The sequence below is a fragment of the Ginsengibacter sp. genome, from assembly GCF_057362405.1.
The window spans coordinates 1-17,807 of sequence record NZ_JBMQQG010000051.1 but is presented as its reverse complement, the minus strand read 5'-3'; the positions used below and the strand labels follow the sequence as shown (position 1 = coordinate 17,807).

At 40.9% G+C, this 17,807-nt stretch carries 12 protein-coding genes; all 12 read right to left on the bottom strand.

Going from position 1 to position 17,807, the window contains the following annotated elements:
• Nucleotides 1–365: sodium:solute symporter family transporter (locus tag ACO1O5_RS04285; RefSeq protein ID WP_486268603.1), on the bottom strand; the 365-nt coding region annotated here is incomplete at its 3' end.
• Nucleotides 366–466: 101 nt separating this feature from the next.
• A complete protein-coding gene (gene araA / locus ACO1O5_RS04280; RefSeq protein ID WP_486268602.1) occupies nt 467–1,969 on the bottom strand; it encodes an L-arabinose isomerase in 1,503 nt (500 codons plus the stop codon).
• 127 nt (nt 1,970–2,096) lie between these two features.
• Nucleotides 2,097–4,115, bottom strand: a complete 2,019-nt coding sequence (locus tag ACO1O5_RS04275; protein WP_486268601.1) for a glycoside hydrolase family 127 protein — start codon at nt 4,113–4,115, stop codon at nt 2,097–2,099.
• 61 nt (nt 4,116–4,176) lie between these two features.
• On the bottom strand, nt 4,177–4,878 hold the full coding sequence (locus ACO1O5_RS04270; protein WP_486268600.1) for an L-ribulose-5-phosphate 4-epimerase: 702 nt from the start codon (nt 4,876–4,878) through the stop codon (nt 4,177–4,179).
• A gap of 2 nt (nt 4,879–4,880) precedes the next feature.
• Nucleotides 4,881–6,467, bottom strand: coding sequence for an alpha-N-arabinofuranosidase (locus tag ACO1O5_RS04265; protein WP_486268599.1), 1,587 nt, complete (start codon nt 6,465–6,467; stop codon nt 4,881–4,883).
• Nucleotides 6,464–8,164, bottom strand: a complete 1,701-nt coding sequence (locus ACO1O5_RS04260) for a ribulokinase (protein ID WP_486268598.1) — start codon at nt 8,162–8,164, stop codon at nt 6,464–6,466. The genes ACO1O5_RS04265 and ACO1O5_RS04260 overlap by 4 nt, the downstream gene beginning before the upstream one ends.
• A 452-nt stretch (nt 8,165–8,616) precedes the next feature.
• On the bottom strand, nt 8,617–9,279 hold the full coding sequence (locus ACO1O5_RS04255) for an HAD family hydrolase (protein WP_486268597.1): 663 nt from the start codon (nt 9,277–9,279) through the stop codon (nt 8,617–8,619).
• 2 nt (nt 9,280–9,281) lie between these two features.
• Entirely contained in the window at nt 9,282–10,415 is a 1,134-nt protein-coding gene (locus ACO1O5_RS04250; RefSeq protein ID WP_486268596.1) for an aldose epimerase family protein, read from the bottom strand.
• Between the two features lie 632 nt (nt 10,416–11,047).
• The gene (locus ACO1O5_RS04245; protein ID WP_486268595.1) at nt 11,048–13,321 is read right to left on the bottom strand and encodes a GH92 family glycosyl hydrolase; all 2,274 of its coding nucleotides are present in this window, start codon (nt 13,319–13,321) and stop codon (nt 11,048–11,050) included.
• A 36-nt stretch (nt 13,322–13,357) separates the two neighbouring features.
• Complete coding sequence (locus ACO1O5_RS04240; RefSeq protein WP_486268594.1) at nt 13,358–15,688, bottom strand: family 20 glycosylhydrolase; 2,331 nt, start codon at nt 15,686–15,688, stop codon at nt 13,358–13,360.
• A gap of 172 nt (nt 15,689–15,860) precedes the next feature.
• Complete coding sequence (locus ACO1O5_RS04235; protein WP_486268593.1) at nt 15,861–17,321, bottom strand: alpha-L-fucosidase; 1,461 nt, start codon at nt 17,319–17,321, stop codon at nt 15,861–15,863.
• 300 nt (nt 17,322–17,621) lie between these two features.
• The coding region (locus ACO1O5_RS04230) for a hypothetical protein (protein ID WP_486268592.1) at nt 17,622–17,807 on the bottom strand (186 nt) is incomplete at its 5' end.

Genomic DNA, 17,807 nt, shown 5'->3' with positions numbered 1-17,807 from the left:
GTTTCATTATACCTCGTCTTTAAAAATTGAGGCATGGTGTAAATGTGATTCTTCAGATAAACAGGAATAAACCAAACCGCAACAATTATCAGGGCGATAGCCGCAATCCATTCGTAAGCCGCAACTGCAATACCCAGGAAAAACCCTTCACCACTCATGCCAATAAATTGTTCTGCCGAAATGTTGGATGCGATCAACGAAGCTCCAATTGCCCACCAGGTAAGGGTTCCCTCGGCAAGAAAAAATGCCTTGGCATCATGCTCATTCCGTTTGCGCTTGTTATAAATATAATAGCCATAACCCGCTACTATAATAAAATAAATGATAAAAATGGCGTAGTCAGTGAAAGCAAAATTCTTGTTCATAAGCAGTCGTTATTTATTAAGAGGTTAATGAAATGTTTTATAAACTTAAGTCAAAAGTGATTACCGGCCCCAGGTTATTAATTACTTAAATAAGGTATTTTTTATTTATTATTTAGTTGATAATAAACTTCGCTCCATTCAAGCTCTTTTTTAAATTCACGAAGCCTTGTCTCTTTGTCAATAAAAACAGTTTCAATTCCTGCCATGCCTGCAAAATCTTCGAGGTATTCGCTGTTTAAGTTTTGACTAAAACAAGTGTGATGTGCGCCACCGGCCAATATCCAAGCTGTACATCCGGTTTTTAAATCAGGCATTGGTATCCATAAAACCCTTGCAACAGGAAGCTTTGGTAAGGCGTTTTTTGGTTTGATGGCTTCCACTTCATTTACGAGCAAACGGAAACGATTGCCCATATCAACTATGGATGCATTTAAAGCAGCCCCGCCACTAACGTTAAAGACTAAACGCACCGGATCTGCTTTGCCACCGATGCCAAGTGGATGAATTTCGCAGGAAGGTTTGGCGTTGGCTATCGATGGGCAAATTTCCAGCATGTGTGAACCCAGCACCATTTCGTTGTTGGGTTGAAAATGATAGGTATAATCTTCCATAAAAGAATTGCCACCTTTCAATCCACTTCCCATTACCTTCATGGCACGTACTAACGCTGCAGTTTTCCAATCGCCTTCTGCTGCAAACCCGTAACCCTTCGCCATCAGGCGTTGTGCTGCAATGCCGGGTAATTGCGTCATACCATGTAAGTCTTCAAAAGTATCAGTGAACCCTTTGAAATTTCCTTCCTCTAGAAATGATTGTAACCCTATTTCAATTTTCGCCGCGTCGCGTAACGACTGATGTTGCTTCTTACCTTTTACCAGCGTTGCAGATAACGTATAACTATCAGCATATTCTTTAACCAACTTATCTATAGCCGCGTCGCTCGTTTCATTGATAACTTTCACCAGGTCACCAACACCATAAGTATTTACTGAATAACCGAACTTAATTTCAGCTTCTACTTTATCACCTTCAGTAACTGCCACGTTGCGCATGTTGTCGCCAAAGCGGGCAAACTTTGCATTTTGCCAATCGTTCCAGGCTGCAGCAGCTCTTGTCCAGGTATTTATTTGTTCGAGTACGGCAACATCCTGCCAATGCCCGGTAATTACTTTTCGGTTAAGGCGCATCCTGCTTACAATAAAACCAAACTCACGGTCGCCATGTGCGCTTTGATTGAGATTCATAAAATCCATGTCAATCTTATTCCATGGAATATCGCGATTGAATTGCGTGTGCAGGTGCAACATGGGTTTGTTCAAAATCTTTAATCCGCCAATCCACATTTTTGCCGGCGAAAATGTATGCATCCATGCAATGATTCCAATACAATCTTTTGAAGTATTTGCTTCTTCACACACCGCGTAAATTTCTTCGGCTGATTTTACGGTTGGCTTAAACACAACCTGCACGGGTATTTGCGGCGACGCATCAAAAGATGTTGCTATAGTTTGTGAATGTTTTGCTACCTGTTGCAACGTTTCTTCACCATATAAATGCTGGCTGCCGGTTATAAACCAGACTTCCATTTTTTTAAGATTGATCATCATGTTTATTTTTAATCGATTATTTTTTAAATCTTTTTCCTACTAAGACACAAAGACCGCTAAGTTCAATTATAAAAAAGCCTTCGTGTTCTTCGTGTCTTTGTGGGATACTATCACGCCATTTAGATTACTTCCCCGCTATCAAATCCACATCCTGTATTTTTTCAGGGAACCACATCATCATTTCTCCTTTACCCCTGTTGGCCCAGGCATAATATGGAATGGCAGTGAATGACTGCTGAACTGTTTTTATTCCTTCGCCATTATTGCCAATAACAATGGCAGGCACTTCAGCTTTTATTTCTTCAATGCCATTTAACTTACCAGGATTAAACGCTGACGTAAACTCGGTGTTGGCAGGAACAATAAGATTAGCAGCCTTTCCATTATTATCGATCCATTCTGCACAATACATTAGTGGTCCGCGTTCCAGCGCAATTTTACCAACATCATCTTTTACGTTGTTGTTGGCCACAACTTTTCTTACTTCCATCGGCAGCATAATTTCTACCTTATCATTTTTATGCCAGCTTCTTTTAAGCACTGCATAGCCATTCTCTATCGCATAATCAATTGCGTTTCCGTTTATCGTAATCGTAACCTTTTTATCTATTTGTTTTTGAAATGAATAAAGATCAGAAGGCATTGCTTCGTTCTGCGCCCAGCCGGGTATGCGTATTAACAACGAAAAGTTTGCGGATGATTTTGGATTGATTGTGAATAACAAATCGCCATCCCAGGGATAATTATTTTTTTGTACAATCTCAACCGGTCTGCCTGCGACGTTTAATGAAGTAGCACTGTTGATAAATAAATTGGCAAATATCTTATTATCCTGTTGGGCATATACATAACCTGGTATAGATGGAATGAGCCGAACAAGGTTTGTTGGGCAACATGAACACGGAAACCAACCAGAACGTGTTGCTTCAACATCTTCGCCGGAAAAACTATTTTTTACCTGCATCGCATTGGTATAAAAAAAAGATTTTCCATCAAGGCCAATGCCCGATATTAATCCATTATATAAAGTTTTTTCGAGTACGTCGATATATTTGGAATCACCATGCAACAGGAACATCCGTTCATTCCAAAATACCTGTGCAATAGCTGCACACGTTTCATTGTATGCTGTTGCATTGGGCAATTCATAATTATCGCCAAAGCGTTCCCCGTCACCAATTGCGCCCACACCTCCCTGTACATACATTTTTTTGCTCACCACATTGTTCCATATTTTATCAACGGCGTTTTCTAACAGCGAATCGCCCGTAAGCGCTGCCACATCAGCCATTGCCGAATACAAATACCCTGCACGCACTGCATGCCCTTCTGCTTCTGATTGCTCAATTACGGGTATATTATCCTGCCAGTAAGCCCCGTTTTTCCATTCGTCTTTACTGGTAGAATCATAGTGAACGTCATGACCTCTTTCTTCAATAAAATATTTAGCAGTATGCAAATATTTTGTTTCACCCGTAATACGGAATAATTTCACGAGGCCCATTTCCACTACTTCATGGCCGGGAGCTGTATGTTTTTGATTAGCGGCCGGACCAAACACGGAGCAAACAAGATTTGCATTTTTCAAAGCGACATCGAGAAGATTTCTTTTGCCGGTTGCGAGATAATGTGCTGCTGCAGCTTCGTACAAGTGACCTGCATTATACAATTCATGGCTCAGCTGCCTTTCGTTTACCCATCTTTCGGGCCCTGCCCATGAAAAGGGATGAGCCGGATCAATGGAACGGGCTGTATAAAGATAACCATCGGGCTCCTGTGCTTTACCAATTATTGTGATTAGGGAATCAAGATAAGCTTCCATCTTAGGATCAGGAAATAAACTGATGGAATACGACGCTCCTTCAATTGTTTTGTAAATATCTGTGTCATCAAAAGGATAGATACTGCAAAATTTTCCGGTATGTGTTGCAGCCAATACAAAGTTTTTTACCCTGCCGGTTTTATCACATCTTTCGAAAGATGCCGGAATTGTTACGAGCCTGTTCGTTTCAATTCTTGGCAACCAGAATTTATCGGTCAATTTTACTTTGGTAAACGAGACACCCTGGATGAAATAATCTTTCTTTTGCGCAAGAATAGAAGATGAGATACTTAAGCCAATAAACAGCAAAATATTTCTCATAAACACTTTTTTGATTATTATGAAATAACAAGACCTCATTTTATCTCCAATGTTTTACTTATCAACTTTGTCCGTAATAGCTGTCTTTACCATGTTTCCGTTCATAGTGCTTTTTTATTAACGCATCTTTTAACCTGGCAGCATCTGCGTTTATGGCTTGTGTTATAAAAGCCATTTGCGCCACATTCTCGAGTACAGCACTGTTATATACCGCTTTCTGTGCAGTTTTGCCCCAGGTAAACGGGGCGTGATTACCAACCAATATCATTTCCATTTCTTCATAACTCATATTTCTTTCTTTCAATGCGTTGATAATCTGGAAACCTGTTTCATATTCATAGTTACCACGTATCATTTCATCGCTCATGGGTTCTGCACAAGGAATGTCAAAAGTTGTGTGATCTGCATGGGTAGTTCCATAAACAGGAATATCGCGAAGGCTTTGCGCCCATGAGGTGGCATAACAGGAATGTGTATGTGCAATTCCGCCAATGGTCTCAAAATGTTTGTATAACACAGCGTGAGTAAGCGTATCAGATGACGGCCGCAAATCACCCTCAATTGTGTTGCCATCAAAATCTACAATCACCATTTTATCAGCAGAGAGTTGTTCGTATGGAACGCCGCTTGGCTTTATAGCAAAAACTTTTTCATTTCTATCCGCGGCACTTACATTTCCAAAAGTGAAGAGCACCAAACCTAACTTTGGTAATTGCATGTTTGCCTCAAAGGCTTGCTGGCGGATATGTTCGTACGTCTTCATAATTATTGCAAAGTTATCAGCACCACACTCATGGGAGGTAAATTGACTGAAAGCGTTTTGCCATTGTTTTTAAAGTCTGAAAATGTTGCGAGTTTCACTTTGTAAGGGTCGTCAAAAGTATTGATATCATTGAATTTTTTTGAAGTCAAAATTTCGCCTTCTCCTGTTTTCGTTGAAGCTGGTAAAGCTGCATTCACCGTTATCTTTTTCTTTGAATCCAGGTTTACTAATGTGATGTGAACTGCGCCTGTACTGTCTTTCGACGCGGATGCATTTATCGCTGGTATGCTTGCATTTTCAAAAGTATATTCCGGGCTGGTAAACTGCAAAGGCAGTAATGTAGCGTCCTGGTGTGCTTTATACAAATCGAAAACATAATAAGTTGGCGTGAGCAGCATTTTTTCTTTGTTGGTCAAGATCAATGATTGCAACACATTTACGGTTTGAGCGAGATTTGCCATTCTTATTCTGTCACAATGGTTGTTAAAAATATTTAATGTGGATGCGGCAATTAATGCATCTCGTAAGCTGTTTTGCTGATATAGAAATGACGTGTTAGTGCCCGGTTCGGGATCAGTCCATATTCCCCATTCATCAACGGCAAGCGCCACTTTTTTCTGCGGATCGTACTTGTCCATTATGGCACTGTGCTTGTTAATTAAATCTTCAATATGCAAACAATTTTTTAGCCCTTTAAAATATTCACTTTCATCAAATGAAGTAGCAGAACCCTTGTGCTGCCAGTTATTTACTACCGTATAGTAGTGCATGGAAAGGCCCCACATGTCGTTCAAAGGAATATCTCTCATGCACACATCCGTCCAATGGTAATCATCGGAGTTGGCGCCGCTGGCAACTTTTTTTAGCGATGTGCCGGGGTAATTTTTACAAAACTCTGCATAGCGTTTATATTGATTGGCGTAAAACTCCGGTGTCATATTTCCGCCACAACCCCAGCTTTCATTGCCTACGCCCCAAAGAGAAACATTGTAAGGAGCATCGTGGCCGTTCGTGCGGCGCAAATCCGCCAGGGTGCTTTTGCCATTGAAGTTTAAATATTCGAGCCAGTTCTCCATTTCCTGCGGGGTACCTGATCCCACATTGCCGGCAATGTAAGGTTCGCAGCCGATTAATTTACACAACTCCAGGAATTCATCCGTACCAAAACTATTGTCTTCTGTAACCATTCCCCACATCGTATTCACACGTTGCGGCCGCTTGCTGCGGTCGCCAATACCATCGCTCCAGTGGTATTGATCGGCGAAACATCCGCCGGGCCAGCGCAAGTCAGGGATATGAATCTTTTTCAAAGCTTCTACAACATCTAAGCGTATACGATCTTTTTTAGGAACATTTAAACTTTTGTCTACCCAAAAGCCATCATAAATACAACGTCCTAAATGTTCTGCAAACTGACCGTATATATATTTACTGATCGTTTCGTGCGACGTATTGGAGATGGCCATTTGAACCGTTTCCTGTGCACGCATGGACGAGGTTGCTATCGCACATAGAATAAAGAGCGTGATTTTTTTTACGATGGATGAGCGAAGTGCCCACAACGAAGAAAAGCTACTTGTTATTTTCATGTTACTTGTTTTATATTTTGTTTCTCGTGCAATGATTTTTCGATAAAATTTCCCAATGCTTTGTATTTATTATACCGGTCACCATACAGGACTACCTTATTTTTATCAGGGTAAAATTCCCTGTCAAACCCCTGTCCCATAGCTGCCATGGCATCTTCTACCTTATCATAAATTCCAGCCGCGGTTGCCGCGAACATTCCCGCCCCGATAGCACAAGTCTGCTCTGATTTATGAATTCGTATCGGCATATTCATCACATCAGCCATTACCTGCATAATGTAATTCGATTTCCTTGCTACGCCACCCAAACCAATCAATCCTTTTACCGGCACGCCTTCGTAATTGAAACGCTCCACAATGGCTTTAGCGCCAAAGCAGGTTGCTTCAACCAATGCTTTGAAAATGCGGGGGGCATCTGTTGCTAAATTTAGATTCATTATGGCCGCTTTAAGCATTTGGTCGGCATCGGGTGTTCGTCTCCCGTTTAACCAGTCGATTGCCAATTCATCATTTTCACCTAAAGGAAGTTTAGCCGCTTCATTGGAAAGATCTGTAATTAATTTTTCATGAATTTCTTTCTGTAATAAATCCGCAACTGCAGGATTGATAACTTCAGAGTTATTTAAAATATTTTTTATTGAATGCGTCATAACATTTCTAAACCAGGCGTAAGTGTCTCCAAAGGCACTCTGTCCGGCTTCCATTCCCAACATGCCGGGTATAACGGAGCCGGGTACCTGACCGCAAATTCCTTTCACCAGTTTATCGCCGACCTCATCTATAGGTGCAACTAACATATCGCAGGTGGACGTGCCCATTACTTTGCTTAAGTGATACGGCTCAATTTGCCCGCCGACAGCGCCCATGTGTGCATCAAATGCACCAACGCCAATAATTACATCTTCTGATAATCCCAACCTTTCGGCCCATTCTTTCGAAAGATGACCGGCTGGTTTATCTGCGGTATATGTTTCTGTAAATAATCTTGAGGTAAAACCATTGAGCAACGGATCCATGGATGTAAAAAATTCATTGGGAGGTAACCCGCCAAATTCAGACGCCCACAATGCCTTATGGCCTGCAGAACATACGCCCCGTTTCATTTGATGAACACCGGTGCCTCCTGTAAGCAGAAAAGGAATCCAATCGCAATGCTCGACCCACGAATAACAATTGTTTCTAACAGTATCGTCTACACGAAGAATGTGAAGCAACTTGGCCCAAAACCATTCTGACGAGTAGATGCCACCTACATACTGCAGGTAGTTAATGTCGAATTTTGTTGCATGTTCATTTATCTGCGCAGCTTCTTTGGTAGCAGTATGATCTTTCCAAAGTACAAACATGGCATTGGGATTATTTTCAAATCCTGCAGTTAATGCAAGGGGAGTACCTGTCTTGTCAACTGCCACCGGGGAGGATCCTGTGGTATCTACTGAAATGGCTTTGACTTCGGATGCGACTGAAGTGCCAGCTTTATGAAGACATTGTTTAATGGTAGATTCCAGTCCTTCAATATAATCCTGCGGGTGCTGCCTGAACTGGTTTTGTACCGGGTCACAATACAAACCATCTTTCCAACGCGGATAAATAAAAACTGATGAAGCAATTTCTTCGCCATTAGATGTATTCATTACTACCGAGCGAACGGAATCTGTTCCGTAATCAACTCCTATAACATAAGATTTGTGAGACATTTTGAAAAGCAATCTTTAAAAAAGAACAATTTAGGGATAATTTGATAAGTGTCAAAATAACATTTAATAAAAAAAATTCGTTGGGCTGTTTTGAACTAATGTTTAATCCCTTGCTTGTTGGGCAAGGTCTTTTGGTATAAATAATTCAGGTTCAATTTACTTTGACCTTAATTCAGTTGGCTATTATCCTTTTGCCAAAAGTGGTTTAACGCACGAGGATTATTTTTTGAGAATTAAGCGTTCGGGCCACAAAGCCAATAGAGGCAACTTTGCGCTTTAGTTAGGAATGAACTACTGGTGGGTAGAAAACCTACTAAATGAGGCTAATCGCACAATTTTAGAACTTCACTGGCTCATTTTCAAATACAGGTTACTATCAGCATTTTTGTTATATCCACTAATTTTCCTGGTGTGCTTATGTAAAAGTTATAGTTCTAAAATGACTTTAATTTTTATGCATTCAAGAAATCCCGTGGCAACACCGTCGAATAATCTTCGATAAAAGCAATTATGTTATTATAATTTTTAAACTCATCCTGGGTATGCATAGTGGTTAGCACAACACACGACATGCCTGCATTTAACGCTGCTTCAACTCCTTTCGGGGCATCTTCAAATACGAGACAATCAGCAGGAGCAACATTTAACAGCGCTGCACAATCTAAAAAAGTTTGTGGATCCGGTTTGCTGGTAACAACATCATCTGCGCTAACGATTGCATTAAAATAATGCCGGATATTTAAATTGTCGAGGACGAAATCTATATTAAATGGAATAGCAGCTGAGCCAACCGCCATTAAAATTCCAGACTCTTTTGTCTTCTCTAAAAATTTGTCGAGCCCTTCTAACAACGCCAGGTTTGGTAAGTATGCCTGCTGGTATCTTCGTTCCTTTTCAATAGAAAGCTCCCGTATCTTTTCGTTTGAAAAATGATTATCGCCAAAAATTCTTATCAGCAGTTCATCATTTTTGCCATACATCTGGGCTTTAACTTCGTCCCAGCTGAGGCCTGCCTTTAAATCGTCATTCAATATATTATACCAGGCACGGGCATGGTAGGCCATATCATCGATCATGGTTCCATTCAGATCGAAGATGAATGCTTTAATTGCCATCCTTAATTAAGTTTTACTTTATAAACAGTAACCGCATGGTAAACTTCGCCCGGCTTTAATATTGTGGATGGAAAGTTTGGTTTATTAGGTGAATCGGGAAAATGTTGTGTTTCCAAACAAAGCGCTGAATGTTTTGTAATTGGTTTACCATCGCGGTTGATAAACGTTCCATCTAAAAAATTTCCTGTATAAAATTGTAATCCCGGCTGAGTAGTGTAGACTTCCAAAGATCGGCCGCTGAATGAATCAGATAACTCAGCCACTTTTTGCAGCGACGTATCTTTTTTGTTGAGTACCCAGTTATGATCGTAGCCTCCTTTTACAGAATCAATATCACGCCCAATCACTTTTGGCGAGGTAAAATCAAAAGGCGTTCCTTTCACAGATTTAATTTCGCCTGTTGGAATTAAAGTCGAGTCAACGGGTGTGTAGTTGTCTGCATCAATCATCAATTTTTCATTGAGAATGGTATTGCTTACATCGCCTGATAAATTAAAATAACTGTGATTGGTTAAATTAACGGGTGTGGTTTTGTCTGTTATTGCGCTATATTCTATCTGTAATCCATCTTCATCAGTGAGGGTGTATTGCACGGTAACCTGTAAGTTGCCGGGATAACCTTCTTCGCCATCTTTACTTACATATTTTAGCGTAAGCGAAGGAACACTGTCATTTGGAATGGTAGCATCCCAAACTACTTTATCAAAACCCTTCAAGCCGCCATGTAAATGGTTCTTTCCATCATTGGCTGCCAGTTTATAGGTAGTACCATCTAAAGTAAATTTTGCATCGCCAATTCGATTTCCATACCGGCCAATCAGTGCGCCGAAATAGGGAGGATGTTGCAGGTAAGAATGCAAACTGTCAAAGCCAATTATAATACTTGATTTTTTCCCGTTTTTATCCGGTGTAACAAACGAGGTAACGGTACCGCCGTAGTTGCTGATAGTAACCATAGATCCGTTACCATTTTTCAGCGTAAAAAGGTATACTGGTTTGCCATCATATTCACCCCAATCCTGTTTGGTTATTCCGGATTTTGAAATGGTGGTATCCTTATTTTCAGACCCGTTATTACATCTTGTAAATAGCGTGAAAACGACGATAACGACAAGCAACCTGTTGAATACTTTCATGATATAAATTTGGTTTGAAAGTATACAATGATGAATACAATTACAAAAATTTTTTGCAGTTACCGGTTTTAAGTGGCGGTTATATCAACAATAAAAAGCGATAATCATACTAATTTTTCAATGCTGAAAGAATGAATTAGTGCTGTTCCAGGTTTATTATCTCTTAATCATTTTTCCCACAAAGCCACGGAGAACACTAAGAATATTGCTTCGATAATCATACTAATTTTTCAATGCTGAAAGAATGAATTAGTGCTGTTCCAGGTTTATTATCTCTTAATCATTTTTCCCACAAAGTCACGGAGAACACTAAGAATATTGCTTCGATAACCATACTAATTTTTCAATGCTGAAAGAATGAATTAGTGCTGTTCCAGGTTTATTATCTCTTAATCATTTTTCCCACAAAGCCACGGAGAACACTAAGAATATTGCTTCGATAACCATACTTATTTTTCAATGCTGAAAGAATGAATTAGTGCTGTTCCAGGTTTATTATCTCTTAATCATTTTTCCCACAAAGCCACGGAGAACACTAAGAATATTACTTTGTGATCTTTGTGTCTTTGTAGGATAATCGTCATTTTAAAGTTGACAGAAACCAGAAAAAGATTTTGTTTTGTGAATCAGCGCTATGGCCTGTCCAGGAAGGATGTGCCCCAGTTGCCGGATGGCCTTTTACCCATTTCAATTATTAAGGTACCACCGTTCATTATGTCGGCATACGTAATATATGATTTCGCATACTTTTTATTATTCAGCATAATTTTCTGGATGTATTTATTAGCCGGGCTGTTATTTTTCATCGTCATTGTAAAGTGTTTGCCGTTGCCTACATCAATCGAAGCTTCATCAAACAACGGACTTCCAAAAACATAAATTCCCTGCGCCGGATGAACCGGGTAAAAACCCAGTGAACTCATAACATACCAGGCTGACATTTGTCCTACGTCTTCATTGCCGCTTAAACCTTCGGGGTTGGCAGAATATAAACTATCAAGGATGAAACGTACTTTGGCTGCTGTTTTCCATGGCTGCCCCGCGTAAACATACAGGTACGCAATGTGATGGCTCGGTTCATTGCCATGGGCATATTGTCCTATTAATCCTGAAATATCATTGGATGCCTCTTTACCCATATCGCCTTTCACTACAAACAATGAATCCAATTTTTTGATAAACGGTTTCTCACCACCCAACATTAGGATGAGCCCATGTACATCCTGCGGCGCCAGCCAGGTATATTGCCACGCATTGCCTTCTGTAAAGTCATCTTTCATATGCCGGGAAACAAACGGACTGAAAGGCTCACGCCATTGCGTATTCGAAATTCTGCCTCTTACAAAACGAACGGTACTGTCGTAATAATTTTTATAATACCCCGCCCTTCTATTGAAGTATTCGTAGTCATTTTCTTTTCCCATTTGCTTTGCCATTAAAGCGATGCAGCCATCAGCAATCGCATATTCCATTCCCGTTGCAACAGATTCAACCATGCTGTCCGCAGGTATATAGCCATATCTCTTTACATATTTCATTCCTCTGTCATCAAGCATAGCAGTGGTTTTCACTGCTTCATAAGCCAATGCAGTATCGAAGCCCTTGATGCCTTTCAGATAAGCGTCCGCTATAACCTGCATGGCGCTGTTACCCGGCATTGTATTGGTTTCATTGGCCATTAAATGCCAGATAGGAAGTTTGCCCTGCTGCTGGTAAATTGCCAACATCGAATTGATAATGTCACTTACCCGTTCCGGTTGTAAAATGGTAAGCAATGAATTTTCGCAACGGTACGTATCCCATAAAGAGAACGTGGTTAGATTGGTAAAAGGCGCCGCCCTGTGCACTTCCTTATCGGTACCATAATAATCGCCGTTTACATCATTAAAAACTGAGGGAGCAATAAAGGAATGATACAATGCAGTATAAAAGATTTCTTTGGCTGTAGCATCCGGCGTTTTTATTACGACTTTCTCCAACTCTTTATTCCACGCTGCTGCAGCATCGTCTTTTACTTTTTCAAAATCCCACCCGGGAATTTCTGCAGCTATATCCATCAAAGCATTTTCTGTACTTACGGGAGAGATGCCTACTTTTAATTGAATGGTTTCACCTTCAGAAGTGGAAAAATTAATGGCAGCCTTCACACTATCGCTCATGGCTACACTACCCAATTGCAGTTCACCGTTCTTATATAATTGGATATCCTTAAAAGGTTTGGAGAAAATGGCTGCGAAATATATTCGCTGATCCGGTGCCCAACCTTTTGAGAAGCGATAGCCAACCAGGGTGGAGTCGTTCAGTTTTTTTATATAACCATACATGGGCCTGTCCCAGCCGACTCCCTGCACCAAATCAATTATTACATGCGATTGTTTTGATGCGGGAAATGTATAGCGATGAAACCCGACTCTTGTTGATGCCGTTAGTTCGGCTTTGATATTATATCTTTTTAAAAGAACTGAATAATAGCCCGGGCTCGCCTTTTCATCAGCATGGCTGAATAAAGAAAAATTACCGGGTTCTTTTAAGGTGCCTTTATTCATAATCAGTTCGCCTGTGGTTGGCATTACCGCAATATCGCCAAGGTCGCCGATGCCGGTACCACTCAAATGCGTATGCGAAAATCCAACTATTGTTGAATCCGCGTAATTATATCCTGAACACCAATCCCAGCCTTCCGATATATTTACAGGACCTAACTGAACCGCTCCAAAAGGAACATTCGCTCCAAGAAAAACATGGCCATGGCCACCGGTGCCAATATATGGATTTACATAACTAACGGCATTTTGTGCAAGGCCTACACGAAAACAAAAGCTTACCAGCAGGAATACCATTACAAAATATTTTGTACGATAGCTATTCTTCTTTATTAAGAGCTGGCATTTTTTTATTGCGTTCATTTGATTTTAGTATTTGAAATTATCTGCAAATTATCGCTATTTATTAACAGGTTCATACTTCAGCCACGCTTCCGGAACGTCAGCAGGTTTGTCGTTTCCCTTACTGTATTGCAATGCTAATTTAAATCCGCCTCCGCCTTCTATAAAATTGAGGAGAAAAGGCTGCAATCCCTTTGACAACGCAACCTGCCCTGTTTTTTGAATGGCAGAATGCAATCCATCATTATTAACCACTTCCCTGTTGGCAATAGTAAGGATGCCACCATCATCGCAGGTTAAATAGAAGGTATAAATTCCTGTTTCGGGTATATCAATAAAGCCCTTGTATTCCAGGCCAAATGAAGGTGCATTTATAGAAGGGGGCACTACAAAATTGGAAGCAATAAACATGCTGTCGGGTTTTAGAGCAGTTAATGCCGTACTGGTTCTGAAAAACTGCTTGTAATATCCACACGCCAACCCATTATTTAATGTTGCTGGTGCTGTTACAGGCGTTGCATAAGTTTCTTTTTTATAATGAAGGGTGTAAATGTCGCCCCGCAAACCATTGCTGCTAAAGGCTGCCATCTTAATGATTTCGGGCTCTGCTATAGTGAGTGGTTTATCTAGGAGCGATGAACTCACTTCGGGTAGGCTACCGTTAGTAGTATAATGTATTTGCAAACCAGGGAATGGTTTTGTTACCGTTAAGGTTGTTTTATCAGTAAAAACATTTTCCTGCGAAAAGCCCGTAAGATCGGGCAGGCGATAATGAACATTCATTTTGTCTAATAGCTTATATTGTTTTTGCAATCGCGTCATGAAGTCATCGTAATCATCAGTGTTGCTCCATAACCTTTCAGCAAGTGCCGTCATACGGGGCATGTACATAAAGTCGGCGCGGTTTTCGGAGGGAATATGTTCCGTCCAGATGTTGGCTTGTGCCCCTAAAATATATTTTGCTTCTTCTGCATTTAAGGCCTTGGGAACGGGATTAAAATCGTATACTCTTTTTATTGACTGTGCATCCGGTAGCCCATCAAAATACAATGGATCGCCCGGTGTCATAATCACATAATTTCCATTTTTTGCAGCTTTAACCGGGGCGGTGGGCACCCAGCTACGCCAATACATTACATACGCTGTTTTGCTTACACCGCCTTCCAGTATTTCGTCCCAGCCTATTAATTTTTTACCGTTAGCATTAAAGAATTTCTCCATTCTTTTTACAAAATAACTTTGTAGCTCGTCCACATTTTTCAATCCTTCTTTTTCCATGAGTGCTGCACAGGCAGGTGATTTTGCCCATTCCTTCCGGTCCACTTCATCTGCGCCAAGGTGTACATATTCCGATGGAAAGATGGAAAATATTTCTTTGTAAACATTTTCAGCAAATTCAAAAGTGCTTTCATTACAAGGGCAAATAGGAGTTGAAAATAACGCACCCCATTTACTTCCGCCATCGCATGATAAAAAAGGATACTCACGAATAGCCGCCATCATGTGTCCCGGCATGTCAACCTCGGGAATAATATCGATATGTCTTGCTGCTGCATACGCAACAAGCCCTTTCATTTGCTGCTGTGTATAAAATCCGCCATACAAAGTTTTACCGTCTTTATGAATAATGTGCGCCGGGTCAATGGCCATATCAGGATTATCTTTCGACATCCTCATACAATCCGAATCCTGGTTGTTGAACGTACGCCAGGCGCCTTCCTCCGTAAGCTTTGGATATTTTTTTATCTCGATGCGCCAACCCTGGTCATCAGTAAGATGCAAGTGAAGTTTATTCATTTTGTACAGCGCCATCACATCGATAAACTTTTTTAAATAATTAATAGAAAAGAAATGCCTTGCCACATCAAGATGCATGCCCCGCCAGCTATATAATGGGGCATCCTCAATAGTTGCTGCAGGGATCATTACCTTATGTTCTGCCATACTTCCCTTTTCGTATACGGGTAACAGTTGCCTTATCGTTTCAATGCCCCTGAAAATGCCGGTTGGAGTTTTTGCTGAAAGAATTATTTTACCCGGCTGAATATCTATGTGATAACCTTCATCCGCCGTTATACTATTGTCGGCTTCCAAAATAATGCCGTTATTGGCCGGATGCCCGTTACTGATTTTCAGGGAAAGGCCTGTTACATTACGTAAAAGTGTTTGCAGGTAGGCGCTTTCGTTAGTAAACGGCTTGTCGCTGTATATGGTTGTTGTTTTATTAATGGTAAATGCACCATCCAGCGGTTGCAAATGGGTAGGGTAGGGGATAACCGGGTACCGCTCTGCCATTGTTCCATCCTGCGCCGACGCTGCATCATAGATTACCAGGAAAGAAAGGATGCAAAAAGAAAATAAGAAGTACTGGTGAATTTTTGTCGTCATTTTTTGGATTAGTTTTTTTATGATTGCTTCTGTTTAACTGTGATCTTTTTTTTCGGTAACAACTTTATTTCTTACTAAATTTGTTTACGTGTATTCCAAACAGTTAGTATTAGCCTTAACAGGATTACCTCTTCATTCATTATTTCACCTTACGCATTTCACCAGGTAATATTTAGTATACCGCGATGTTTGAAATAAGCGGGCATGCCTTTGCATCCGTAATATTCACTCTTACTTTTTTCGTTACCACGGGATCAATTTTTAAGATCCTCTTATGCCCGATAGTAGTGGCTGTAGCCACTTGTTGCCAGGCATTATCTTTCCAAACTTCTACGTTAAAAGATTTTACCCGTTGCCCCAGTTTGATGTATTCCTGTAACACGATGTATTGAACCGTTGATTTTTTGGAAAGATCGATGGTGACGCTGCCCCTGGTTGTTGCATCATCTGTGGCCCAATAGGTTTCATTATTTCCATCGTTGATGTTGGCAGGAGCATACAGTTTGCTGTTGCCGCGATAGCTATCGGCCGTAACCTTTGCTTTGGCCGCCAGGTTATTTGCAAAAACTTTATCAAGCAAAGCTTTAAAGCCATACAAGGCTTTCACATCATGGGCATTAAACTGCCCGGTTCTGTCGGGAGGCACGTTGAGCAGCAGGGTAGAGCCGCGCCCTACCGAGGTAAGATATATTTCAAATAATTTTTCAGGAGTCTTTACAAGGCTGTCTTCTTTTTCATGATAAAACCACCCCGGCCTTATAGATACATCTACCTCCGCCGGAATCCATTGTTTGCCATTGATATCACCACTGTTTAAATAACTTTCCATTCCTGCTTTGCCGGGATAAAGGGTATCGGAATTAACGGTATTCCAATTGGTTGCTCCGGCAATACCCTGTTCATTACCTACCCATCTTACGCCGGGACCTGCATCACTGAAAAACAAAGTATTGGGTTCCATCTTTCTTACCATCTTAAGCGTCGTTGGCCAATCGTAGTAAGTAGTGCGGTCAATTTCTCTTTTTTCGTTGGCGCCGCCATAGTAACCATCTCCGCCATTAGCGCCATCGAACCACATTTCGAATACGGGTCCGTAGTTAGTAAATAATTCTTTCAGTTGATTGCGGTAATAAGTAATGTAGGCAGGCGTTCCATAATCGGCCCGGCTTCTATCCCACGGTGACAGGTAGACGCCAAATTTCAATCCATACTTTGTAGCGGCATCTCTCGCCTCTCTCACAATATCTCCCTTGCCATTTTTGTACGGGCTCGATTTTACTGACCTGTCCGTATACTTTGAAGGCCAGAGGCAAAAGCCATCATGATGTTTACAGGTTAATATCATTTCTTTAAAACCCGTCTCCTTTAATGTTTTGGCCCATTGGCTGGCATTAACATTCGTTGGGTTAAATAATGAGGGGCTTTCGTTACCGTATCCCCATTCCTTATCCGTAAAAGTATTAATGTTGAAATGTATAAAAGCATTGGTTTCCATATCAGCCCAGGCTAACTGGTTGGCTGCAGGAACCGGGTACACCGGGGCGGGAGGCGTTACCCTTTTTACCTGCGCCGGCAGGGAAGCTATTAATAACAACGAAATACAAAAAAGCGACAATTGTTTCTTTACGTTCATTATGTGTAATTGTATAGTTAAAAGATAAAATGAAGACATTACAGCTTAGCAATAAAACTAAAAATTAATACGATATGTTAGTGGCGAATATAAATACACCTTGCCGAATCAATTGAGCTATTATTAACCATATCATGTTAAAAATATTCTTTAGAGGGATTTAATGAAATTGAGATTGGTATGCCAGGTCGTTATTTCTGCTCCATAAAGGGAAGATTGCCCCAGAAAAATAACGGTGCAGGGATGGAAACAAGCTCATTTAGAGCCTCACCCCAACCCCCTCTCCCCAAGGGAGAGGGGCTAAGCAATGTCTCCGGGCATGTCATTGTAAGGCTTACAAATAATAATCAGGAATCCATTGATTACTACTCCAGCATAAAAACGCGAATCGCACAGAGGTGCCCGAGCGTAGGCCGGACAAACACGCGGAGCGATTGGGTTGTCCTTGATTTTTTGTTTCTTTTGCATCAAGGCAAAAGAAAAGGC